A 20,175-nucleotide genomic window follows, 5' to 3' on the forward strand; every position below is an offset into this window, starting at 1 on the left:
CACCATGACGCTTCAACCGAACTCACTACGGCCCAGCCCCATCTCTGCCACCGTCGACTTCGACGCCGACGGCGTGCAGCACGGCTTTTTGAAGCTGCCGATCTCCACTGATGAATCCGCCTGGGGGGCGGTGATGATTCCCGTGACCGTGGTGAAGAACGGCGAAGGCCCCACGGCCCTGTTGACGGGGGGCAACCATGGTGACGAGTACGAAGGCATAACGTCGCTGCTCAAGCTCTCCTCGGCGCTCAAGGCCGAGGAGGTAACTGGCCGCGTGATCATCGTGCCCTGCATGAACACCCCGGCGGTGATGGCTGGCAAGCGCACCTCACCGATGGACAAAGGCAACCTGAACCGCAGTTTTCCCGGCGACCCTAACGGCACGGTGACCTCACAAATTGCCGACTACTTCACCCGGGTGCTGGTGCCCATGAGTGATGTCGTGCTCGACCTGCACTCCGGTGGCCGTACGCTGGATATCCTGCCGTTTGGTGCGTCTCACGTACTGGATGACAAACACCAGCAGCAGGCGGCGCTGGAAGGCGCCAAGGCCTTCGGTGCGCCTTACGCCATGGTGATGTTCGAGCTGGACGCCGAAAAGTTGTTCGATACCGCCTGCGAACGTCAGGGCAAAGTATTCGTGGCCACCGAGCTTGGAGGCGGCGGTACCTCCACCCCGCAAAGTATCGCCATTGCCGAGCGCGGCGTGCGCAACTTCCTGATTCATTACGGTTTGGTAGAAGGCGAAGTGAAAATGCCCGAAGGTGGGCAGATGTACCTGGATATGCCGGATGCCAGCTGCTACGTGCAGAGCCAGCACGCCGGCGTGTTGGAGCTGCTGGTGGCACTGGGCGACGAAGTGAAGAAGGGCCAGACCATTGCCTACGTTTATGACATGACCCGCAGCGGGTCGTCGCCGGTGGCGTACCAGGCCGAGCGCGACGGCATTCTGATGGCGCGCCGGGCCCCTTCGCTGATCAATATGGGCGACACCCTGGCGGTGATCGCCGACGTTGTCGAACGCCTGGAGGCGTAGCCCCCGGCATGATGAAACTGGATCGCTATGATTTAAAAATCCTCGATATCCTCTCCCGGGACGGGCGAATCACCAAGTCGAAGCTGGCCGAGGCGATCAACCTCTCGGTCAGCCCCTGTTGGGAGCGGGTGAAGCGCTTGGAAAAGGCGGGTGTGATCGAAGGCTACACGGCACGCATCAATGCGGAGGTATTGGTGCCGCGCAACCCCGTGTGGGTGCAGATCGAGCTCAAGCAGCACAACGCCGAAAGCTTTGCCCGTTTTGAAGCGCTCGTGATGGCTACCCCCGAGGTCACCGAATGTGTGGCCGTGGGCGGTGGCGTCGATTATCTGGTGAAGTTCGAGGCCCGCACCATCGACAGCTACCAGCGGCTAATGGACAAGTGGCTGGTATCCGAGGCGGGGATCGAACGCTATTTCACCTATATCGTCACCAAAACCGTCAAACGCCAGTCCATCGCCATCGATAGTGATTTGTGCAGCCCGCTATAAGGTTGGCTGAGTTCCAATGGTCTCGTCAGGAGAGACGTTACTGCCAGGGCTGGCGAGCGTGCCCGACCTGACGCGATTTCGGCCTTCACGCTTGGCCTCGTACAGCGCGTCGTCGGCCGCTTTGATGAGCCTGTCAATGTGTGTATCAGGGGCCACAGAGCCTGCGCATACTCCCACGCTCACGGTCACTTTACCCTCGGTGGTCGGGGCATGAGCCACTCCTAGATGAGCGACTTTCAGTCGAATGCGCTCGGCCAGCGCCACGGCGTTGGCCACGGTGGCGTGTTCGCAGCTCAATACCAGAAACTCTTCGCCACCAAACCGGCAGACGATACCGCTGCCCTGACAGGCTGCCTGAAGCGCACCTGCCACCGCGCGTAGGCAGCGGTCCCCCTCGGAATGACCGTAAAAGTCGTTGAAGGCTTTGAAGTGATCCACATCGACGATGATGACAGCGACTGCCAGTGGCGTATCAGGCTGCGTCAAGGTGGAGGCAAAGCGCACCAGTCCCCGGCGGTTGGCAAGCCCGGTCAGGGGGTCCAGGTAGGTCATTTTCTCCAGTTCGGCATTCCGGGCAGCCAACTCGGTACGCAGCTGCTCCACGCGTGTGTTTTCAAGGTAAAGCCGCAATGATTCGGATGAGAATCGATAGTTTGCCATGAGCGAGAGTACCAGCACCGGAACGCCCAAGGAGAGGTGGTTCATCACATAGTCAGGATGAGCCCCAGGCAAGAAGAAGACCGTGGTGTAGAGGCAGCCGAAGATAAACAGCGAACCATACAGGCTATATTCGAAGGGCGGTGTTGATACGATGGTGATCACCAGCAAAAAGACTAGCCCTGCGTAGAAGTAGCCCAGCACGTCGGGGTCTTTTGAGCCCAGCAGAATGGCGCACCACACCACCGTGCCCAAGCAGACCACCAGTACCCCGGCCAGCTCTTTCTGGCGGATGGGCACAGGACGTCGATAATAGGCAAACAGCAGAAGCGTAGCGGGCCCCATCAGCAGAAAGCGCATCGCTAAAGAACGCAAGGCGATATCGGGGAGCAAGTAGATATCCACCAATGTGTACGAAAAATAAAACAGCGCGAGCCAGCCCGTGAGCATTTCCATCGAGCGCAGCCGTGTCTCATGGCGATCCTGATCGTAGCGTTCGCGAACGGTCAGGTGGCCGATATGCTCGGAGAGCTGCTTAAAGTAGGCAAGTCGATACACGGCGTTATCTCTTGAGCGGCAAGCAGAGGCCAGCGGCAAGTTCAGGTGCGTGACTAGATCTCATATTACGTCAGAATCGCCCTGACAGAAGGCGGCAGCCATCATTTGCCACAATATTTTATATTCTTGTACAAGTTATATGGCAGGACGTGTGTCACCCAAAAAAAACGCGTGAAAATGCCCGTTCCACAAAAAAATCCCGCGTTTAAACGTTCACTTTCAAAAACACTTCGTGGGCTATCTCCCTTACGCTACAGGCATTGCAGCAAGCCCGCAGAGCGGCAGCTGAAACCCCTTTCTTGTAGCGTCACGGTCGTTGCCAATACCTGCTCTCAGAGTCGTGGCAGCCTCCTGGAGAAGAGTCATGACCACACTATCCACTGCCCTCGTGAAACGTCTGGAAGATCCACGCTTGTTCCGTCAGTACGCTTATGTGAACGGCAAGTGGACCCATGGCGAAGGTGGCCGTGAAGAGGCCGTGTACGACCCGGCAACCAGCGAAGCCATTGGCCATATTCCGCTGCTGGAAGCGAATCAAATTATCGCCGCAGTGGATGCCGCCGAAGCGGCATTCGTTCACTGGCGGGCGCTGCGCGCCGACGAGCGCTGCGAGCGCCTGCTGGCCTGGTACGACCTCATTCAAGCCAACCGCGAAGACCTCGCTACCATCATGACCCTGGAGCAGGGCAAACCACTGCCCGATGCTCGTGGCGAAGTGGAGTATGGCGCAAGCTTTGTGCGCTGGTTCGCGGAAGAGGGCAAGCGCACCTACGGCGAGACCATCCCGAGCCACATTCCCAATGCATCGCTCGGCACCATCAAGGAGCCGGTGGGCATTGCGGCGATGATCACGCCTTGGAACTTCCCGCTGGCGATGATCACGCGTAAAGCCGCCGCTGCGCTGGCGGCTGGCTGCCCGGTGATTGTGAAACCGGCCAACGAGACGCCATTTACAGCGCTGGCGCTGGCTGAACTCGCCGAGCGTGCGGGTATTCCAGAAGGTATCTTCAACGTCGTGCTGGGCGAGCCTGCGGAAGTCTCGAAAATTCTGTGCGGCGAGCCGCGCATCCGGGCGCTTTCATTCACTGGTTCCACCCGTGTTGGCCGCTTGCTCATCGAGCAGAGCGCCAACACCGTGAAGCGGCTTTCGCTGGAGCTGGGCGGCAACGCACCCTTTATCGTCGGGCCGGATATGGACCCCAAAGAAGCGGCCTACGCTGCCGTGGCCGCGAAGTTCCAAACCGCCGGGCAGGATTGCCTTGCCGCGAATCGTATTCTGGTACACGAATCCATTCACGATGAGTTCGTTGCCCAGTTCACCGAGCGCATGGCGGCACTCACCGTAGGCAACGGCCTGCACGGCGAAGTGGATCTTGGCCCGCTCATTCACCGCCAGGCGGTCGAAAAAGCGGCTGCGGTTGTCGATGATGCCATCTCGAAAGGGGCCACCCTGATCGCGGGCGACCAAAGCCAAGCGCCGGGCGACAACTTCTTCATGCCGGTGCTGCTGACCGGTGTGACGCCAAAAATGAAGGTATGGCGGGAAGAGAACTTTGCCCCGGTGGCCGGCATTACCGCTTATAGTAGCGACGACGAAGTCATCGACATGGCCAACGACACCGAGTACGGTCTGGCCGCGTATATCTACACCCATGATATTCGCCGCATCTGGAAGCTGATGCGCGCATTGGAGTACGGCATGGTGAGCGTCAATTCCGTGAAGATGACCGGGCCGCCCGTGCCTTTCGGCGGCGTCAAACAGTCCGGCCTTGGCCGTGAAGGTGGCGCGACGGGGATCGATGAGTATCTGGAAACGAAGTACTACTGCCTGGGCGCGCTGGGATCGGTGTCGGGTAGCTAGGTTTGGGAGCCACAGCATCGCGCGCTGAAGCGCCCTCCCACAACCCCCGTTAGGCGCTTGAATTGGCCCTGTGGGAGGCCGGCTTTGCCGGGCGAAGGCACCGCGAGGTGCCCATCATTAAGTCAGTCACCAAAGATAAAATATCCTCCCCAACTGTGGGGAGGTTTATCGTACAGAGAGAGCATTATGAGCTTGCATCAGGATCTGATCGAACGCGACCGCAAAGTCACCTTCCACGCCTCTACGCACCTGCGTGATTTTGCCCATGGTGATTTGCCTGGCCGCGTGATTACCGGCGGTAAAGGCATCCACATCGTGGACAAGGATGGCCGCGAGTTCATCGATGGTTTTGCGGGCCTTTACTGCGTCAACATCGGCTATGGCCGCACCGAAGTGGCGGAAGCGATCTATAAACAGGCGCTGGAACTCTCCTACTATCACACCTACGTGGGCCACTCCAACGAGCCGCAAATCGAGCTTTCCGAGCGCGTGCTGAAAATCGCAGGCCTCAACATGTCCAAGGTCTACTACGGCATGTCGGGTTCTGATGCCAACGAAACCCAGCTCAAGATCGTGCGTTACTACAACAACGTGCTGGGCCGCCCGCAGAAGAAAAAGGTCATCTCGCGCATGCGCGGTTACCACGGCTCAGGCATCGCGTCTGGCTCGCTGACTGGCCTGAAGGCGTTCCACGACCACTTCGACCTGCCCATCGATACCATTCGCCATACCGAAGCGCCGCACTACTACCTGCGTGCCGCCGAGCAGCATGGCATGACCGAGCTCGAATTTTCTGCCTACTGCGCGGACAAGTTGGAAGCCATGATTCTGGAGGAAGGGCCGGACACCGTGGCTGCCTTCATCGGCGAGCCGGTGCTCGGTACTGGCGGTATCGTGCCGCCGCCGGAGGGCTATTGGGAAGCGATTCAGCCGATCCTGGACAAGTACGACGTGCTGCTGATTGCCGACGAAGTGGTGTGTGGATTTGGCCGTACCGGCTCCGACTTCGGCAGCCACCACTACAATATGAAGCCTGACCTGATCACCATCGCCAAAGGCCTGACCAGTGCCTACCAGCCGCTGTCCGGCGTCATCGTCGGCGACAAGGTATGGAAAGTGCTGGAGCAGGGTACCGGTGAATTCGGCCCCATCGGCCACGGCTGGACCTACTCCGGCCACGCCCTGGGCTGTGCCGCAGGCCTTGCCAATCTGGATATCATCGAGCGCGAAAACCTGGTGGGCAACGCGGCAGAAACCGGCGCTTACTTCCAGCAGCAGCTGAAAGCGACCTTCGAAGGTCACCCGCTGCTGGGCGACGTGCGCGGCGTTGGCCTGATGGCGGCGCTGGAGTTCTCACCGGATGCCAAGCAGCGCCTGCACTTCGACCCCGTGCTGAAAGTTGGCCCGCGCGTCGCGGCTGCGGCCATGGAAGAGAACCTGATTGCCCGCGCCATGCCCCAGGGCGACATCCTCGGCTTTGCGCCGCCGCTGATCATCAACCGTGGAGAAGTAGACGAGATGATTGGCCGTGCCAAGCGCGCCATCGATCGCGTGACCGATGAGCTGGTGCGCTCTGGTGATCTGAAAACCGGCCAGCAGGAAGCTGCCTTTACCGTTTAATCGCCTGCTTTAGCCGTTTAAGCGCCGCTGCCGATGCAGCGGCGTTTTTGTTTTTGATCGTGGCGTCTATGCTGAACAGTGTGAATAGCTGGACAGTGTAAATAGACAATAGAACGTTGATCGTTGAGGAGACGCTCACCATGCAACCGGTACTCGCCTTTGATGTATACGGCACGTTGATTGACACTCAGGGCGTCACCGTTGAGCTGGAACGACGCTTGAAAGATACCTCACAAGCGCTTGAGTTCGCCAAGCGTTGGCGCGAAAAACAGCTGGAATACAGCTTTCGCCGCGGGTTAATGGGGGCCTACGTGCCGTTTTCTGACTGTACTCGCGAAGCGCTGGTATTTACGAACCGTGCGCTGCAAGCCGGGCTATCCGATAACGATCACGACCACTTGATGGCCGTGTATACAGAACTGCCCGCATTCCCCGATGTAGTGCCTGCGCTGGACCAGCTGCGCGATGCAGGGATTCGCTGCGTGGCGTTTTCTAACGGCACATCGGACGCGGTGAACCAGCTCTTGAGCCGTGCAGGCGTGCAGCGCCATATGGATGCGGTGGTGAGTGTGGACGATATCAAACGCTTCAAACCCGACCCCGCCGTGTACGCTTATTTACGCAGTCAGCTTGAAGCGCGCCCAGAAAATACCTGGCTGATTTCAAGCAACGCCTTTGACGTGATTGGTGCCACGCAAGCGGGCCTGCGCAGCGTTTGGGTGCGTCGCCAACCGGATGCGCCCTTCGACCCTTGGGGTGGCGAGCCGGATATGACGGTGTCTGATCTGGAAATGTTGGCTGATCGTATGGTGCTATAGGTTGGTATCTGCACCTCCTGGTCGCATAATGAGTCGTGATTCTCCCTATCTGGAAGACAGCATGTCGAAAAAAATCTATTGCACTGCCAGCTTCAAACCCAAGCCAGGCAAAGAAGAAGCGGTCTTCAAGGCACTGCAAAGTCTTGAGCCCAACGCCCATCGTGAAGATGCTTGCCTGTTGTACACGGTGACTCGCCAGATCGATAACCCGTTTGCCCAAGGCACCAGCTACCCCATCGTGTTCCACGAGATTTGGGCCAGCCGTGAAGAGTTCGAAGCGCATTGCCAGCGTAAAGAGATCCAGGAATTCTTCGCCCAGCACGTCGAGTCGCCGGATGGCGACATCGAAGACGCCAACGTATGTGTCTACACCGATGAGCCGTGGAATTTCGATGCCCCCAAGGTGTCATGAGTGCACAACGTGTAGAATAGCCCCGCGAACGAGAGCGACTACGGAGCCAACATGACCGAAAAAAAGATGAACGTCGAAAGCTTTAACCTGGACCACACCAAGGTGAAGGCCCCCTATGTGCGTCTGGCCGATATCAAGGAAGGCCAGCACGGCGACCGTATCCACAAATACGACCTGCGTATCTGCCAGCCCAACAAGGAGCACATGGAGATGCCTGCGCTGCACTCCCTGGAGCACCTGATGGCAGAATTGTCGCGCAATCACACCGATAAAGTCGTCGATATCAGCCCGATGGGCTGCCAGACCGGCTTCTACATCGCGTTGATCAACCACGACGATTACGACGACGTGCTGTCGATCATCGAGCAGACGCTCAACGACGTCTTGACTGCTACCGAAGTGCCTGCCTGCAACGAAATGCAGTGCGGCTGGGCCGCCAGCCACAGCCTGGAAGGTGCCCAGGAACTGGCGCGTAACCTGCTGGCCAAGCGCGGTGAGTGGACTGAGGTGTTTGCGTAAGACCCTGGCGTTAGTCTAGAACGCCAAACGCCCCCTTCATTGGGGGCGTTTTCGTAAGAGAGTGTATGCAGGTTCTATGTTCAATATGCTCACAGGAAGGCTTGATGATACTAGCGTTATCGACTTGACGCATGAATTCGGTGATGGGCTGTATGGGTAATATATCATTAAAAGTGTAAGCATCTAGTCACTTGTTAGTGGCTGGATGCTTACACTTTACTTGTTATTAATGTCGCCATGTTTACTGGGGTGGCGATTGAATGAGTCGTGTAGAAAACGAAACTGCTTGTCACAGCGACGACATGCTCCACACATTGAAAGATGCAGTGCTAGCTGAGCTTTCTGTTGAAATGTTAGTGGCTGCTCAATTCTCAGTGACATTAGTCGAGTGGCTTCTCTACACATCATCATACCTGTGTCCTCCATCGAGTTTTTTATGGTGTATTGGGAAGATGCTTGTTTAGGTTGACTTTGTGCATTTTTGGTGTCTTACCTTACCATAATATTTAAATTAATCAGATAAGTATGTTTGGCTCTAGTGGCTCGATTGCATAAGCTTTTCGAAAGCACTACGTAAATCGTGTGAGGAAGTAACACCTTCGATGGTCTGCTGGCGATTTCCTTTCCCATCAAAGAGAAGAATCGTGACGTGGCCCACTCCGTATCGATGCGCAAAATCGGCACCACTGGTGGTGTTGATATCTGCAATTCGCCACGCCGGTGGCTGCTCCATGTCGTCCAGCGCTTGCTCCGCATTCGTTCTGAGACGTTGGCACAGTGGGCAGCTGTGATCATGCACTTGTACCGCCACCGGCTGACCACTTCCCAGGATGCTCAAGTCTGATTCTTGTCGGGCCGACTGTTCATTGGCGATTAGCCAAGCAATGGGGACCGCCAGGAAGGCGAGAAGGATGGCTGCTTTGCGCATCAGCTTGCGGAATTTGATGCCTTTTTTTAGCGGCTTGTTTGCCTTTGTTGAAGTTTTCTTCTTCATTTCTCTGTTAACCAGCCTTTTTCAATGCAAGCACGTAATTTAAGCCTTGCTCTATGTAAGATGACCCAGCAATTCGCTTCACTCAGCGAAAGTATTTGGCAAATTTCTTGCGTGGTGAGATCCATGAGTTCGCGCATCGTAAAAACACGGGCTGTGTTGTCAGGAAGAGCGATCAAACAGGTATCTAACAGTTGCCAGAAAGCCGCATTTTCTAACATTTGATCAGGCTCACCCCAGCGCTGAGGTTTACTGGCGGCTTGCCATCGTCCATTTTCTTTGAACAAGTTCTCGAAGGAGTCTTCGTCGCTATACTCTTCGTCTTGCCATGAAATGTAGCGGCGTTCGTATCGTATTCGTTCAAGAAGCTTGTTTTTTAAAATCCCAAACACCCATGTTTCAAAGGCAGACCGGCCGCTGAAGGTGTCTTGTTTTTCAATCGCAGTGATGAGCGTATCTTGAACAGTGTCTTCCGCTGCCGTGTGATCTCTCAGCTGTAACCGTGCAAAGGAAATAAGCTTTGGTCGCAGGGCGGCGATGTGATCATTCATAGGTAACAGCGTCATCGTCAGGTGTATCCCTAGAGAACGGTATCGAAGTGGCCGCTATGGCGGCCACAGAGATCGATTTAAGTGTCAGCGGTCCAAGCAAGTGGCTTTAATTCTTCGTTAAGTGGCGTTCCAGCGACATGGTTCGTGTAGTTAGACAGCGTTTTTAACGCACAGGCAATGACCAGTTCTAAGATTTGCTGGTGCGAAAAACCCGCTTCTAAAAAGGCATCGATTTCTGTTTGTTCTGCCCAACCGCGTTGTGCGTTTAGATGACGAGCAAAACGGGTCACCGCCGCAATTTTCGCGTCGTTGGGGGTCTTGCGAGAGCGTAAGTCTTTAATTAATTCATCATCCGCGCCTGCTTTTTTGATACCGCCCGTATGAGCCGCTACACAAAAAGAGCATTGGTTATCAGCACTGATGGCCAGCAAAGCCGCTTGTTGCTCGACGGGGCTCAAGCTTGTTTTGGCATAGATGCCATCAAGCGTGAGGTAGGCTTCCAGCAGGGTAGGTGCTTCTGCCATCTTGGCAAAAATGTTGGGCAAAAAGCCCATTTTTTTCTCGGCAGCCTGCAAGTTGGCTTTGGCAGCTTCAGGAGCACTATCCGTGGTGTGAAGCGGAAAATCAGCCATTACAACCTCCTCCTGTACGATGAATAATCGGTGAAGGCATCACGTCGGTGTCATGCCTGAACGCTGTTAGATTATGGAACATTCGGTTCAAAAAAGGCAATGCTCTTTTTTGAGTGACGTGTGTAAGGATGTTTACGGCTCGATCACAGAGAAGCGCATGCCCCAATAACAATTCTATCGACAGGTGATCGCTATGCGCCTAGATCGTGATCTACGAAGCCAATTGCTTGACCGTCTGCGTAAACAGCTTTGCTACTCTGCCCCAGCCATTGCCTTGGTAGCAGGCGGCGTTATGTTCCAAACATTCACGGCGCAACAAACCGTTTTGGCAGAAGAAGTGTCATCTACGAGCATCATGTTGGCGAGCAGCCACCGCTCGGCGGAGGCAAGTCCCGAGGCGGGTAGCGAAGCCGAGGCAGAAGGCGAAGCAGAAGCAGAAGGGGAAGCAGAGGGGGAAGCAGAAGCAGCCCCGCACCCTAAAGCAGCGTTGGTGAGAAGGCCTGACGGCTATACGCCGCAGTATGATGAGCGTGGCAATAACCCGGCATCGCTCATTGAGCACGGCGAAGCGCTGTTTAACGATGTTTCGCTGAGCACCAATGGACTTTCATGTGCAAGCTGCCATGGCGCAAAAGGCGATGTCGGTTTTCAAACGAGCTTTCAGCAGCCGTTTCCTCATCCCGTCGCAATGGGAACCAACATGTTTGGCATGGAGACCGTTCATGCCGACGAAATGGTTCAACTGTGCATGGTAGCGCCGATGGCAGCGGACCCACTCCCTTGGGATTCTGAGGAGCTAGCGGCCTTGGCGGCGTATGTGGTTCACGCACAGCAACGCTTCACAGGCGAGGTAGAGGGGCACTGTAATAGGTAGACCCGCAGGATTTAGAAAAGTAGGGCGGCTTTTAGCCTTGAGCTTGAAGTCGCCTTTTGGACTGACTGTTCTTTTTGTGGTAAAAACATTCACTCGCGTTTGCTCGCTTGGGTAAAGAGGGCATGGCAAAAAGACACTGGTAGCTAGACATCGAAGGTTGGCTGACATGGCGAAAAATGCGTAACGGACTAGCTAAGCAACTGGCTGCCATGATGATGGTGGTCATCGTTATGCTATCAGGAGCCAGTGTGAGCAGCATTGTCAAAGGCAGCTGCTTAGTCGATGCGTCTGTGTCAGTGTCTAGTGTGGCTGACGCCCACTGCCTTTCTCTCTCTGCCTTAGAGCAGGCCGCCGAGCATACCGACGCCTCCTGTTCTCCCTTTGCACCTGCGAGTGCCTGCGCGATGTCAGGCCCTGTGCTAACGCCTTCCCCACAAGGGTTGATGAAGGTGCCTTACCCGCAATCCCTTCCTGAGCAATTAGAGAAACCTCCCCGCTTTTTCTTGTCTTTCTAGCACCTTAAACGCTTTTTCATACCGCTTGGCGTTCACGGGGATACCCCGTGATATCACGGTATGCCTGTTAGAAAAACGGAGAAAGCAATGGACTATCCGGCGATTGACCCCGTTGCCGTGGCGCTTGGGCCACTGGTGATTCATTGGTACGGATTAATGTATGTGGTGGGGTTCTTATCTGCATGGTGGTTGGGACGTTGGCGTGCCGACGACTTGGGCCTAAGTAAAGATGACATTAGTGATCTGATTTTTTATGGCGCTGTTGGCGTGATTGTTGGCGGCCGATTGGGCTACGCCCTGTTCTATGGCATTGAGCAGTGGTTAAGCGACCCGCTGTGGGTATTCCAGGTATGGGATGGAGGCATGAGCTTCCATGGTGGCCTCGTTGGCGTGATCGCGGCAGCGCTCTTTTTTGCGCGCAAAAAGCGACTGGCGTTTATCGATATCGCTGACTTTGTGGCTCCTCTTGTGCCCATTGGCTTAGGCGCTGGGCGGTTGGGCAACTTTATTAATCAAGAGCTTCCAGGCCGTGTGACAGATGTGCCGTGGGCGCTGATCTTCCCGCAGGTAGGGCCTGAGCCACGCCACCCCTCTGCGCTATACGAGATGCTGCTAGAAGGGGTGGTGCTATTTGTTGTGCTCTTCTGGTTATCACGTCGTCCTCGTCAAAGGGGATTACTATCCGGGGCATTCCTATTCGGCTATGGCGTATTCCGCTTTGCGGTGGAGTTTGTGCGTATGCCCGATGCCCATCTTGGGTTTATCGCTTTCGACTGGGTCACCATGGGCCATGCGCTTACGCTACCGATGATAGTAGGGGGGCTGGGGTTAATGCTGTGGTCACGTTATCAGCCTGCTGCCAATGTTAAGGAGGTAACACAATGAGTGCTGTTATGTGTCAGAAGGTAAAAAAAGTGATGTTGAAACAGAGTGTCGCGGCGGTACGTAACGCCGCATTAATGAGCGCGTTGACGTGGCCGATATGGGTGAGTGCAGAGGAAACGACGGTGCCCGATCACCACTATCCGCTGCCTGACAGTGGCGATGTCATCGGTCAATACTATCAAGTGCTTGCTAATGAAGAAGACACGCTGATTGATATCGCACGAACGCACAAAGTGGGCTACGAAGAGATCCGTGCGGCCAATCCCGATGTAAGCCTTTGGGTGCCTGGGGAAGGGACGGCTGTCACCATTCCAAGGCAACACATTCTGCCCAATGTGCCACGCACGGGCATCGTCATCAACGTGGCGGAATTAAGGCTCTATTACTATCCAGATGTGCCTCAAGGGGAAACCCCTTGGGTGGAGACCTATCCTATAGGTATCGGTCGTGATGGCTACGATACGCCATTGGGTATCACACAAACGACCATGCGCCTTGAAAATCCTGCTTGGTACCCGCCGCGCTCCATGCGTGAAGAGGCGGCGGCGCGCGGCGAACCCGCACCCGCCGTGGTGCCGCCTGGGCCAGATAACCCGCTGGGTGAGCATGCTATTTTGTTGGATATACCTGGGTATTTAATCCACGGTACCAACCAACCCGACGGAATTGGCATGCGGGCCAGCCGAGGGTGCATACGGATGTATCCGGAAGACATTGGCTCAATTTTCGATAACGTGCCTACGGGAACGCAGGTCAATATCATTGATGAGCCTATTAAGGTAGGCAGTGGCCAAGAGGGTGATGTGGTCGTGCAGGTGTTCAACACCCTTGACGATGAGCAAGCCAACCTGGAATCGCTGAAGGCGCTGCTGCTTTCTCAGTCGTTAATAGCGGAAGACGAGCTGGCTTTATTAGATGCCGACAAGGTGAACCAGTGGTTCGAGCAATCAGACGACCAGATTTGGTCACTTTCCTCGCTCTATGTGTCTGAAGAGGAAAACGCTGAGCCGGTCACCGATATGGATATTTACCAAATGATCAGCCAGACCAGTGCAACGCATTGTGTTTACGGGTAACGAGACTGTATAGAGCGCCATGGCACGTCGGTGCCATGGCGGTACGCGATCACTGCTTGGTAACACGCTATTTAATGATCGTGTTGCCGCCAATGGCGCAGCGTGGAGGGGTGAACACCAAAGTCCTCGGGTACCGCGACACTTAGGGTGTCGCACAGTAAGCGAATCAGTGCCATGTGATGCACAGTATGGCTGGTAAGAAACGCCAACTCTCTTCCTAAACTAGAGGCGAGCGGATACGCATGGCCCTCATGGCCAACGGGATAGTTCAGTATCAAGGGGGTATCCGTGGGCTTATTACTCAATGCGTGAAGAGCGCTTCGTAGCGCGTTAATCGTATTGGCGGCTGCCGCTGGGTTCTCTTCTAGTGCCTCTTCTCGTGGGCGCTGCTCATAATCAATCTGATCCACATGGGGCGCGTTAGCATATCCCGCCAGCAGCGTTTGGTAGTGCTCTATGATGTGGCGAACATGTTTTCCCACTGACTGGCTGCCAAATAGTTGGCTATACGACGTGCTAGCAAGAGAGGCCACGAGCGACTGCAGCTGTGTGAGCGAGAGCGTGTTCTCTTCAACCAACGGTTGGCAGGGAAATTGGCATTTTGAGACGGGCAGCGATGTCACGGGCATAGCGAAGGATCCTCATAAGCTGAGCTGGTCGAAGCACCAGCTCAGCACAACGGATTAAGCAGTCGGTACAGTGTTAACCGGCTTCAGCGCCGCCTTCGGCTTCTCCTTCACCTTCTGGTCGTTCGCCTTCACCGCCGCCTTCAGCACCGCCTTCCGCTAGCATCATGGGGGCTTGCTGAACGTTAGTCATGCTGTCGGTCGGCTCATCAGCGTGGGCTTGAAACGCCAAACCGCTCGCTACCAGCGCGAGGGCGGGAGCCGTGTAGCCAAACCGACGGCTCAAACGGCTGAGTAACCGGCGTTTTGCTTCATGTTGAGACATGGTCGTTCTCCTATGGTCGCGATTATTGCGCCAAATGGCGCATCTTACCCACCGCTACACAGCGGCATGGGAAGTGGGTTGTAATACGTGGCGGCTCAGCCATGCGCCCAGATCATGACCCTGAGAGGCCAAGCTGAGTGATACCTGCTCTGAGCGCTGACACAGCGTTTGCAATGCCTGAAGCGATTCGACGCTGAGGTGGTGTTCTGTTTCATACGCTGTCGGTAACAGCGCGCCTAGCAAAGACAAAGAAGAGAGCGGCTCGGGCAGCGTGTCAGCATCCGCGGAGAGGACGATGACGACAAGAGGTGTCTCTAACGGTTGATGAGGCAGAGGCGTCCAATCGTGATCACTGAGCGGAAGATTCAGTGGAACAAGGCGCGTGGGTGACTGGGGGGACAGTCGTGCCCCACGGGTGACGCTCAAGCCGTGCTGCGTGGCCACTTGCGCCAGTGTATCGAGTACGCCTGGGGACATTTGGGCCGGTAAAACACAGGCGAATTGCTGCTGGGTATTGCCCAGTAGCGCAATGTCGAGCGTTAACTCGCCTGCACGAGACGCAGTCTTCATGCAGTAGCGGGTGATGGCATCCAGAATATCGGGCCGTTTAAGGCGAGCACTGATGACGCGGCTATGGTTGGTGAGGCAGTAACCGTTGGCGCTTTCTAATAGGTGTAAAGGCTCGGCGGGTGAGGCGGCGTCATGCACGCCTTTCGCCAATGGCGATAAGGCGCGCGCTAAATGCTCCGCGATAGCACCGCTAGGGGCCGTTAATAGCCACTGCCGCCCTGCAAAATAAAAAGTGGTTTGCCACGCGGTAGATGCTGTGCGCTCTGAATAGACCTTGGGCTCGTCTGAAGTAGCCGTATGCAGTGTCAAGAGACCGTGCTGATACCAAGGGGTCAACGTTGCCCATAGGTCGGACATCAACTGCTCTTTTGCTATTTGCCCCCCGCTGGCGGCGGTGAGGTGCGCGATCATCTGCTCGATAGACTCGCCCTCGCTAGCCATTAGCCACATCAAGGCAGCGCTATCATTTAACTGGTAGTAGAGGCCGCTTGGGTGGTGATAAAGCGCCAGTTGGTCGCCTTCAATCAGCTCACTCACCCCGTAGGCACGAAACGCGATAGCTTGCTGAAGCTCAGGTGAAGCCAGCTGGTAATCGGCGAGGCTGGGGAGTCCGATGAACGGTAAGTAACCCAGCGTGGCCTCTAAGGTGGCCGCAGGATAGAGAGGCACAAACCCTCCTGACCGCTTGCGTTCAGCGGCCAGCGCTTCTGCGTCTATATAGGGGGTTGTCACCCGTGGGTAGAGCCCTACAAGGCTGAGCATATCGCTCACTAGGGCGCCTTTCACCGCCTCTTCGACGGTACCCCCATGCTCTGGTTTCGCGCAGATACCGAGCGACGGGCTTAAATTACACTCCAAGATCCACGGCTTCAGTTGATCATCCACCAAGCAGTCCAAGCCAATTAGCTCGTAACAGCCCATAGGGTCTGCGCCATCCTCTTGGGTGCGTAACCGCATGGTATCCGCTGCCGAGAGCGCAGTGAGCGTGGCAAGATCCCGCAGCTGGTGGAACAGCACGTCGTCATCATGTCCCTGATCGCGCAACCACTCTCGGTAGCGTTCCAGATCAATAAACTCGACAGGGATCTCAGCCCCGATATTCAAGGCATTGATATCTGGGTTGGTTAACTGACTAAAGGGGTTGTCGATGTCGTCGGGGTCCCAGGGCTCAGAGGCTAGCTTGGCAAATCCCTGGTCATACAGGTACACCCGCAGCGGATCGATACTGGCGATTAGCATATAAAGACGCAGCACGTACTTGTGCCCGCGAATGGTATGCGGGTTCGCGACGTACTCTTGCACCAGCCAGTTGGGGGTGAGAGGGGCTGTGGTGGGGTCCTTGAGAACACGAACTCCCTGCCCTTTGGAAGCGTTGGTGGGCTTTAAAATCCAGTGTTTATGCGGGTTGGCCGAGGCATCTTCGATCAAGGCCGGGTAGTCGTGAGGCATTTCATAGGCACGTGGAAAAAAGTCTAGCCGCGCCACGGTCTCATGGTCATCCCCGAAGGCGTGACGCATGCGCTCGCGCAAGCCGCTCAGGCTTTCGTGCAAGCGGCTCTTGACGGTGAGCGCCGCATTACCAGGAATATGGTTCATTTTGCACGTGGGAGAGGTGTGCTGGAAAGCACGCTTCAAAGGCATGCCGGTTACCCAAGCAGCCTGCCAGTGGCATTCATCCCCTTCCTTCCACTGCTGAGCTTCTAAGGTGCGACGGAAAAAATGATCCTGCTCGGCATGGCGCTTACCGCTGAGCCAAAAGGTGGGCGCTGACTCAGACGCGCGTGGGGTGGAAGGCGGCATGGCAGTGCTCCTGTTGCATTGTGCTGATGTTCAGTGAGGCCACTTTCAAAATACTTACAGCGTCACGCAGATTATTTTCTTGTGCCCTTGGCGAGTGCCATATAGCCAAACTCTATTGTCAGCTTCTCTTTTTATAGAGCATGATAAGAGTATTGTACCAATCGTTCCTTCCTGGCAGAGGAGTTGTCTCCATGAAACGCAGCGTTATCAGTGCCGTTGGTGTCTTCAGTGTGGTTGCCCAAGCTCAAGCGTTGGAAATGACGCCCCTTGTGGACGCGCAGTGGTTAGATACCCACAAAGATGAACCATCCCTAGTGATTTTGGACGTTCGCTCCTCCATCGATAACGGCGGGGATGAAGATAGCTTTCGAGAAGCGCGCATACCGGGCAGCCGCTACACCAGCTACACCGATGATGGCTGGCGTGAAACCCGTGACAGCGTGGCGGGGTTGATGCCCGAGGTCGATGACCTGGAAGCATTGATTGGTCGCTTAGGAATCAGCAACGACAGCGACGTGGTGATTGTGCCAGCTGGCACAGGGCCGACGGACTTTGGCAGTGCAGCAAGGATTTACTGGACCTTGAAAGTATTAGGTCATGATGACGTGGCGATTTTGAACGGTGGCTTTGCAGGCTGGCAGCAGCAGGGCTATGACGTGGTTACCGGCGAGCCGGATGTCTTTGATTCGACCAACTTCGAAGCGTCGTTACGTGAGCAGTTAGTGGCCAGCACGGAAGAGGTAGAGGCAGCACGAGAAGAGCAGGCGCAGTTGGTAGACGCACGACCCTCTGACTATTTTTCTGGTGAGAATAAATCACCCGCCGCGCGAGTGGCAGGCACGATACCAGGCGCGCGAAGCCTACCGCACCAAAGCCACTTGAATGTACAAAACGGTGCTTACTATCTGGATGTTGATGGTCTGCAATCACGCATCAATGAAGCCGACCTCGACAGTCGTGAGCGCACCATTGCGTTTTGCAATACCGGACATTGGGCGGCGACCGACTGGTTCGTGCTCAGTGAAGTGGCCGGATTTGAGAATATCGCCATGTACGACGGCTCTATGGCCGCCTGGACCATCAGCGACTCCCGCCCGGTACAGCTTGCCCGTGAAGGCATTAAACAGGTACGTGAACTGCTTAATTAAGCTTTTTACCTCTATGCCCGTACGAACTCGTGCGGGCATTTTTATGAATTGGGCAGACAGGCTCAGAGCGAGCGGCACCGCCCGCATGATATATTAGGCGGCTAATCAGTTAGGCAGGCAGTGAGGTAGACACATGAGCGTTGGAAGACCGATGCAGCATCAACCAGAGGCGGCGTTAAGCGCTGCCATGCATTCGTTTTGGCGTTCGGGGTATCACCATACATCGCTGCGTGATTTGCTGGATGCCATGAAGATTTCCCGTAGCAGTCTCTACCATACCTACGGCAACAAAGAAGCGCTGTTCACTAAAGCGTTGTCCCGCTATCGGGAGCAGTTACTGGCACAGTTAACCACATCGCTCGCTCAAGAAGAGAGCGCCTGGTGCTTTATCGAACGCTTGCTGACACGCACCGCCGAGCAGGCCGAGAGCGAGCAAGCCGCCCTAGGCTGTCTGATTTTTAATTCGGCGACTGAACTGGGCAACAGCGAGACCGCAGAATCACAAGCAGCCAGACAGAGTGTGCAGGCGATTACCGCGTTTTTTGTCACGGTGATCGCACAAGCGCAGCAAGAAGGCTCTATTTCCGAAGAGTACGATGCACAAAGCTTGGCGTACTTTTTGACGCTCTCGATGTCAGGCTTACGGCTGCTGCTCAAAAGTGGCGCGACTCAACAACAAGCCAAATCACAAGTTGAACATGTGCTACGAGGCTTGGGTGGATAAGAGGGTGCACGTCCCTGTGCATGAAAACGTTCTGCTCAAATATGCGTGTCAGCAGCCAGTTGCTCGATGGAGTGGGCGACATGGCGGGCGTCTTGCAGAATCTTGTTCACGATGGCATCGATTTCGCTGACGCTGGATTGGCTGGCTTTGCCTTGTTGAATCACCTGTTGCATGGCTTGCGTCGTGCGCTCCACCAAATGGCTGTTCTCTTTCAAGACACGGGTGATCTGCTCGACGGCTTCTGAGGCTCCTTTGGCTAGCTGACGCACTTCATTGGCTACGACGGCAAACCCGCGACCTTGCTCCCCAGCTCTGGCGGCCTCTACGGCAGCGTTCAAAGAGAGCAGGTTGGTTTGGCTGGCAATACTGGCAATCGATTCCGTGATCTTGTTGATGCTCTGTGATTGCTTGTGCAGAGCATCGATCAACTCTTGTGCCTGTGCCAATGTCTGGGCTGCCTGCTCAGAGCCTTTGACCATCTCATCCAGGTGGTCCAGACTGTCCTTCGCGGTGCGCTCTATTTGCGAAGTGCTGCTTTGAGCGGAACTGATGGTACCCGACGTGGCATTGACCTTCTCGACCAAGGGGGTGATGTCGCTGGCAAACTTGACGACTTCTACGACATTGCCATCGCTATCCCTGACGGGGTTGTACGTGGCTTCCAACCAAATGCTTTTGCCCTGCGCCGTTTTGCGCTCGAACCGGCCCTTGGTGAAATGCCCTTGTGCCAAACGTGCCCAGAAGTCTGGATGCTCACGATAAAAGTTGTCGTGGCAAAACATGCGGTGGTGTTGCCCCACATATTGATTGGCACGGTAGCCAATAGCCGCTTCGAAGTTTTCATTGGCCTCGAGTATTTCTCCTTGGGGAGTAAACTCGATGACGGCCATTGAGGCATTCAAGGCTTTCAATACGGCTTCCTGGCGCTGAGCCTTTTGATGTCTTGCGGTGACATCGTTGGCAATCTTGAGCACGCTCTTTACCGTGCCGCGATAGTTGGTGATCGGCACGTACATGGCTTCCAGCCACACTTCTTCACCGCTGTCTTTGAAACGCCGGAATCGCCCGGTGAAACTCTCCCCCGATGCCAGTGAACGCCAGAACTGCTGGTACGCTGGCTGTTGAGCGTCTGTAGGGTCACAAAAGATGCGATGGTGCTGCCCTTTGATCGCGCTCAACTGGCAATCCATGACCTTGAGAAACGCAGGGCTTGCATGTTTGATCATCCCCTCTGGCGTGAACAGAATGCAGGCGGTATGGCCGAGTAACGCATGATAGAGCGGTGCATTGAAAAAATGGGTATCCATATTTTCCTTCTCTATAGACTGTTAGCTTGCTTAAGAGAGGGCAAGGGGAGGCTCCTAAGCTAACCATGGCACAGCAACTGCTTTTGAGCTAATTTATATTAGCCGCATGCTGTCCTGTCATTCACTCATTGGTATGAGGTTATGTTTGACAATATAGCAGGGCTTGTCTCATATTTGTT

Annotated in this window: 21 protein-coding genes; 12 read left to right on the forward strand and 9 right to left on the reverse strand. The window is 55.5% G+C overall.

All coding sequences use genetic code 11. The features are described from left to right. Nucleotides 1-4 precede the first annotated feature (4 nt). Together doeB and IE091_RS00855 are read left to right on the forward strand one after the other, a co-directional pair. Nucleotides 5-1,036 (forward strand): N(2)-acetyl-L-2,4-diaminobutanoate deacetylase DoeB, encoded by a 1,032-nt coding sequence (gene doeB / locus IE091_RS00850; RefSeq protein ID WP_096921395.1) that lies wholly within the window; start codon nucleotides 5-7, stop codon nucleotides 1,034-1,036. A gap of 8 nt (nucleotides 1,037-1,044) precedes the next feature. Beyond that, nucleotides 1,045-1,527 (forward strand): Lrp/AsnC family transcriptional regulator, encoded by a 483-nt coding sequence (locus tag IE091_RS00855; RefSeq protein WP_096921394.1) that lies wholly within the window; start codon nucleotides 1,045-1,047, stop codon nucleotides 1,525-1,527. Here the strand turns inward: IE091_RS00855 and IE091_RS00860 are convergent. Further along, nucleotides 1,522-2,742, reverse strand: a complete 1,221-nt coding sequence (locus IE091_RS00860; protein WP_189462571.1) for a GGDEF domain-containing protein — start codon at nucleotides 2,740-2,742, stop codon at nucleotides 1,522-1,524. The genes IE091_RS00855 and IE091_RS00860 overlap by 6 nt on opposite strands. Nucleotides 2,743-3,106: 364 nt before the next feature. Here IE091_RS00860 and IE091_RS00865 point away from each other — a divergent pair, with 364 nt between their 5' ends. The 5 genes from IE091_RS00865 (at nucleotide 3,107) to IE091_RS00885 (ending at nucleotide 7,972) form a co-directional block, all read left to right on the forward strand. Continuing rightward, nucleotides 3,107-4,603, forward strand: a complete 1,497-nt coding sequence (locus IE091_RS00865) for an NAD-dependent succinate-semialdehyde dehydrogenase (RefSeq protein WP_189462572.1) — start codon at nucleotides 3,107-3,109, stop codon at nucleotides 4,601-4,603. A 186-nt stretch (nucleotides 4,604-4,789) separates the two neighbouring features. Next, nucleotides 4,790-6,223 carry an aspartate aminotransferase family protein gene (locus IE091_RS00870; RefSeq protein ID WP_039175536.1) on the forward strand — a complete coding sequence of 478 codons (1,434 nt, stop codon included), beginning with the start codon at nucleotides 4,790-4,792 and terminating at the stop codon, nucleotides 6,221-6,223. A gap of 140 nt (nucleotides 6,224-6,363) precedes the next feature. Next, the gene (locus tag IE091_RS00875; RefSeq protein WP_189462573.1) at nucleotides 6,364-7,041 is read left to right on the forward strand and encodes a haloacid dehalogenase type II; all 678 of its coding nucleotides are present in this window, start codon (nucleotides 6,364-6,366) and stop codon (nucleotides 7,039-7,041) included. Nucleotides 7,042-7,102: 61 nt separating this feature from the next. Next, the gene (locus IE091_RS00880) at nucleotides 7,103-7,453 is read left to right on the forward strand and encodes a putative quinol monooxygenase (RefSeq protein WP_016916271.1); all 351 of its coding nucleotides are present in this window, start codon (nucleotides 7,103-7,105) and stop codon (nucleotides 7,451-7,453) included. A gap of 51 nt (nucleotides 7,454-7,504) precedes the next feature. Further along, nucleotides 7,505-7,972, forward strand: a complete 468-nt coding sequence (locus IE091_RS00885; RefSeq protein ID WP_039175540.1) for an S-ribosylhomocysteine lyase — start codon at nucleotides 7,505-7,507, stop codon at nucleotides 7,970-7,972. Between the two features lie 216 nt (nucleotides 7,973-8,188). Here IE091_RS00885 and IE091_RS18555 read toward each other — a convergent pair whose 3' ends face one another. The 4 genes from IE091_RS18555 to IE091_RS00905 all read right to left on the reverse strand — a co-directional run bounded on the left by IE091_RS18555 (nucleotide 8,189) and on the right by IE091_RS00905 (nucleotide 10,146). Then, the gene (locus tag IE091_RS18555) at nucleotides 8,189-8,398 is read right to left on the reverse strand and encodes a zf-HC2 domain-containing protein (protein ID WP_308428112.1); all 210 of its coding nucleotides are present in this window, start codon (nucleotides 8,396-8,398) and stop codon (nucleotides 8,189-8,191) included. Nucleotides 8,399-8,507: 109 nt separating this feature from the next. Continuing rightward, nucleotides 8,508-8,966: a thioredoxin family protein gene (locus IE091_RS00895; protein WP_189462574.1), complete on the reverse strand. Its 459-nt coding sequence runs from the start codon at nucleotides 8,964-8,966 to the stop codon at nucleotides 8,508-8,510. Continuing rightward, nucleotides 8,963-9,529, reverse strand: coding sequence for a sigma-70 family RNA polymerase sigma factor (locus IE091_RS00900; RefSeq protein WP_189462575.1), 567 nt, complete (start codon nucleotides 9,527-9,529; stop codon nucleotides 8,963-8,965). The genes IE091_RS00895 and IE091_RS00900 overlap by 4 nt, the downstream gene beginning before the upstream one ends. A gap of 62 nt (nucleotides 9,530-9,591) precedes the next feature. Beyond that, nucleotides 9,592-10,146 carry a carboxymuconolactone decarboxylase family protein gene (locus tag IE091_RS00905; RefSeq protein WP_189462576.1) on the reverse strand — a complete coding sequence of 185 codons (555 nt, stop codon included), beginning with the start codon at nucleotides 10,144-10,146 and terminating at the stop codon, nucleotides 9,592-9,594. A gap of 193 nt (nucleotides 10,147-10,339) precedes the next feature. Between IE091_RS00905 and IE091_RS18390 the strand changes: the two genes are divergently transcribed. The 3 genes from IE091_RS18390 to IE091_RS00920 all read left to right on the forward strand — a co-directional run bounded on the left by IE091_RS18390 (nucleotide 10,340) and on the right by IE091_RS00920 (nucleotide 13,496). After that, on the forward strand, nucleotides 10,340-11,020 hold the full coding sequence (locus IE091_RS18390; protein ID WP_229800657.1) for a c-type cytochrome: 681 nt from the start codon (nucleotides 10,340-10,342) through the stop codon (nucleotides 11,018-11,020). 602 nt (nucleotides 11,021-11,622) lie between these two features. Further along, the gene (lgt, locus tag IE091_RS00915) at nucleotides 11,623-12,420 is read left to right on the forward strand and encodes a prolipoprotein diacylglyceryl transferase (RefSeq protein WP_189462577.1); all 798 of its coding nucleotides are present in this window, start codon (nucleotides 11,623-11,625) and stop codon (nucleotides 12,418-12,420) included. A gap of 74 nt (nucleotides 12,421-12,494) precedes the next feature. Continuing rightward, nucleotides 12,495-13,496 carry a L,D-transpeptidase family protein gene (locus IE091_RS00920; protein WP_229800677.1) on the forward strand — a complete coding sequence of 334 codons (1,002 nt, stop codon included), beginning with the start codon at nucleotides 12,495-12,497 and terminating at the stop codon, nucleotides 13,494-13,496. A 71-nt stretch (nucleotides 13,497-13,567) separates the two neighbouring features. On the opposite strand, the gene IE091_RS00925 is transcribed toward IE091_RS00920, so the two are convergent. The 3 genes from IE091_RS00925 to IE091_RS00935 form a co-directional block, all read right to left on the reverse strand. Then, nucleotides 13,568-14,125: a DinB family protein gene (locus IE091_RS00925; RefSeq protein ID WP_189462579.1), complete on the reverse strand. Its 558-nt coding sequence runs from the start codon at nucleotides 14,123-14,125 to the stop codon at nucleotides 13,568-13,570. A 73-nt stretch (nucleotides 14,126-14,198) separates the two neighbouring features. Next, a complete protein-coding gene (locus tag IE091_RS00930; protein WP_189462580.1) occupies nucleotides 14,199-14,447 on the reverse strand; it encodes a hypothetical protein in 249 nt (82 codons plus the stop codon). 54 nt (nucleotides 14,448-14,501) lie between these two features. Continuing rightward, nucleotides 14,502-16,817: a PqqD family peptide modification chaperone gene (locus IE091_RS00935; protein WP_189462581.1), complete on the reverse strand. Its 2,316-nt coding sequence runs from the start codon at nucleotides 16,815-16,817 to the stop codon at nucleotides 14,502-14,504. A 191-nt stretch (nucleotides 16,818-17,008) separates the two neighbouring features. On the opposite strand from IE091_RS00935, the gene IE091_RS00940 reads away from it, so the two are divergent. After that, nucleotides 17,009-17,965, forward strand: coding sequence for a sulfurtransferase (locus IE091_RS00940; protein WP_144979712.1), 957 nt, complete (start codon nucleotides 17,009-17,011; stop codon nucleotides 17,963-17,965). A gap of 151 nt (nucleotides 17,966-18,116) precedes the next feature. Next, complete coding sequence (locus IE091_RS00945; protein WP_157779945.1) at nucleotides 18,117-18,689, forward strand: TetR/AcrR family transcriptional regulator; 573 nt, start codon at nucleotides 18,117-18,119, stop codon at nucleotides 18,687-18,689. A gap of 35 nt (nucleotides 18,690-18,724) precedes the next feature. Here the strand turns inward: IE091_RS00945 and IE091_RS00950 are convergent, their stop codons facing one another. Further along, nucleotides 18,725-19,996 (reverse strand): methyl-accepting chemotaxis protein, encoded by a 1,272-nt coding sequence (locus IE091_RS00950; protein ID WP_039175558.1) that lies wholly within the window; start codon nucleotides 19,994-19,996, stop codon nucleotides 18,725-18,727. Nucleotides 19,997-20,175 lie beyond the last annotated feature (179 nt).

This window comes from Vreelandella hamiltonii (assembly GCF_014651775.1).
GTDB classification, from domain to species: Bacteria; Pseudomonadota; Gammaproteobacteria; order Pseudomonadales; family Halomonadaceae; genus Vreelandella; species Vreelandella hamiltonii.

Bases quoted from the DNA above. Each gene is read 5' to 3' on its own strand.
- lgt (WP_189462577.1), top strand. From the start codon at position 11,623: ATGGACTATCCGGCGATTGACCCCGTTGCCGTGGCGCTTGGGCCACTG.
- IE091_RS00940 (WP_144979712.1), top strand. From the start codon at position 17,009: ATGAAACGCAGCGTTATCAGTGCCGTTGGTGTCTTCAGTGTGGTTGCC.
- IE091_RS00885 (WP_039175540.1), top strand. From the start codon at position 7,505: ATGACCGAAAAAAAGATGAACGTCGAAAGCTTTAACCTGGACCACACC.
- IE091_RS00950 (WP_039175558.1), bottom strand. From the start codon at position 19,996: ATGGATACCCATTTTTTCAATGCACCGCTCTATCATGCGTTACTCGGC.
- IE091_RS00900 (WP_189462575.1), bottom strand. From the start codon at position 9,529: ATGACGCTGTTACCTATGAATGATCACATCGCCGCCCTGCGACCAAAG.
- IE091_RS00855 (WP_096921394.1), top strand. From the start codon at position 1,045: ATGATGAAACTGGATCGCTATGATTTAAAAATCCTCGATATCCTCTCC.
- doeB (WP_096921395.1), top strand. From the start codon at position 5: ATGACGCTTCAACCGAACTCACTACGGCCCAGCCCCATCTCTGCCACC.
- IE091_RS18555 (WP_308428112.1), bottom strand. From the start codon at position 8,398: ATGGAGGACACAGGTATGATGATGTGTAGAGAAGCCACTCGACTAATG.
- IE091_RS00880 (WP_016916271.1), top strand. From the start codon at position 7,103: ATGTCGAAAAAAATCTATTGCACTGCCAGCTTCAAACCCAAGCCAGGC.
- IE091_RS00875 (WP_189462573.1), top strand. From the start codon at position 6,364: ATGCAACCGGTACTCGCCTTTGATGTATACGGCACGTTGATTGACACT.
- IE091_RS00920 (WP_229800677.1), top strand. From the start codon at position 12,495: ATGAGCGCGTTGACGTGGCCGATATGGGTGAGTGCAGAGGAAACGACG.
- IE091_RS00945 (WP_157779945.1), top strand. From the start codon at position 18,117: ATGCAGCATCAACCAGAGGCGGCGTTAAGCGCTGCCATGCATTCGTTT.
- IE091_RS00905 (WP_189462576.1), bottom strand. From the start codon at position 10,146: ATGGCTGATTTTCCGCTTCACACCACGGATAGTGCTCCTGAAGCTGCC.
- IE091_RS00870 (WP_039175536.1), top strand. From the start codon at position 4,790: ATGAGCTTGCATCAGGATCTGATCGAACGCGACCGCAAAGTCACCTTC.
- IE091_RS00930 (WP_189462580.1), bottom strand. From the start codon at position 14,447: ATGTCTCAACATGAAGCAAAACGCCGGTTACTCAGCCGTTTGAGCCGT.
- IE091_RS00925 (WP_189462579.1), bottom strand. From the start codon at position 14,125: ATGCCCGTGACATCGCTGCCCGTCTCAAAATGCCAATTTCCCTGCCAA.
- IE091_RS00865 (WP_189462572.1), top strand. From the start codon at position 3,107: ATGACCACACTATCCACTGCCCTCGTGAAACGTCTGGAAGATCCACGC.
- IE091_RS00935 (WP_189462581.1), bottom strand. From the start codon at position 16,817: ATGCCGCCTTCCACCCCACGCGCGTCTGAGTCAGCGCCCACCTTTTGG.
- IE091_RS00895 (WP_189462574.1), bottom strand. From the start codon at position 8,966: ATGAAGAAGAAAACTTCAACAAAGGCAAACAAGCCGCTAAAAAAAGGC.
- IE091_RS18390 (WP_229800657.1), top strand. From the start codon at position 10,340: ATGCGCCTAGATCGTGATCTACGAAGCCAATTGCTTGACCGTCTGCGT.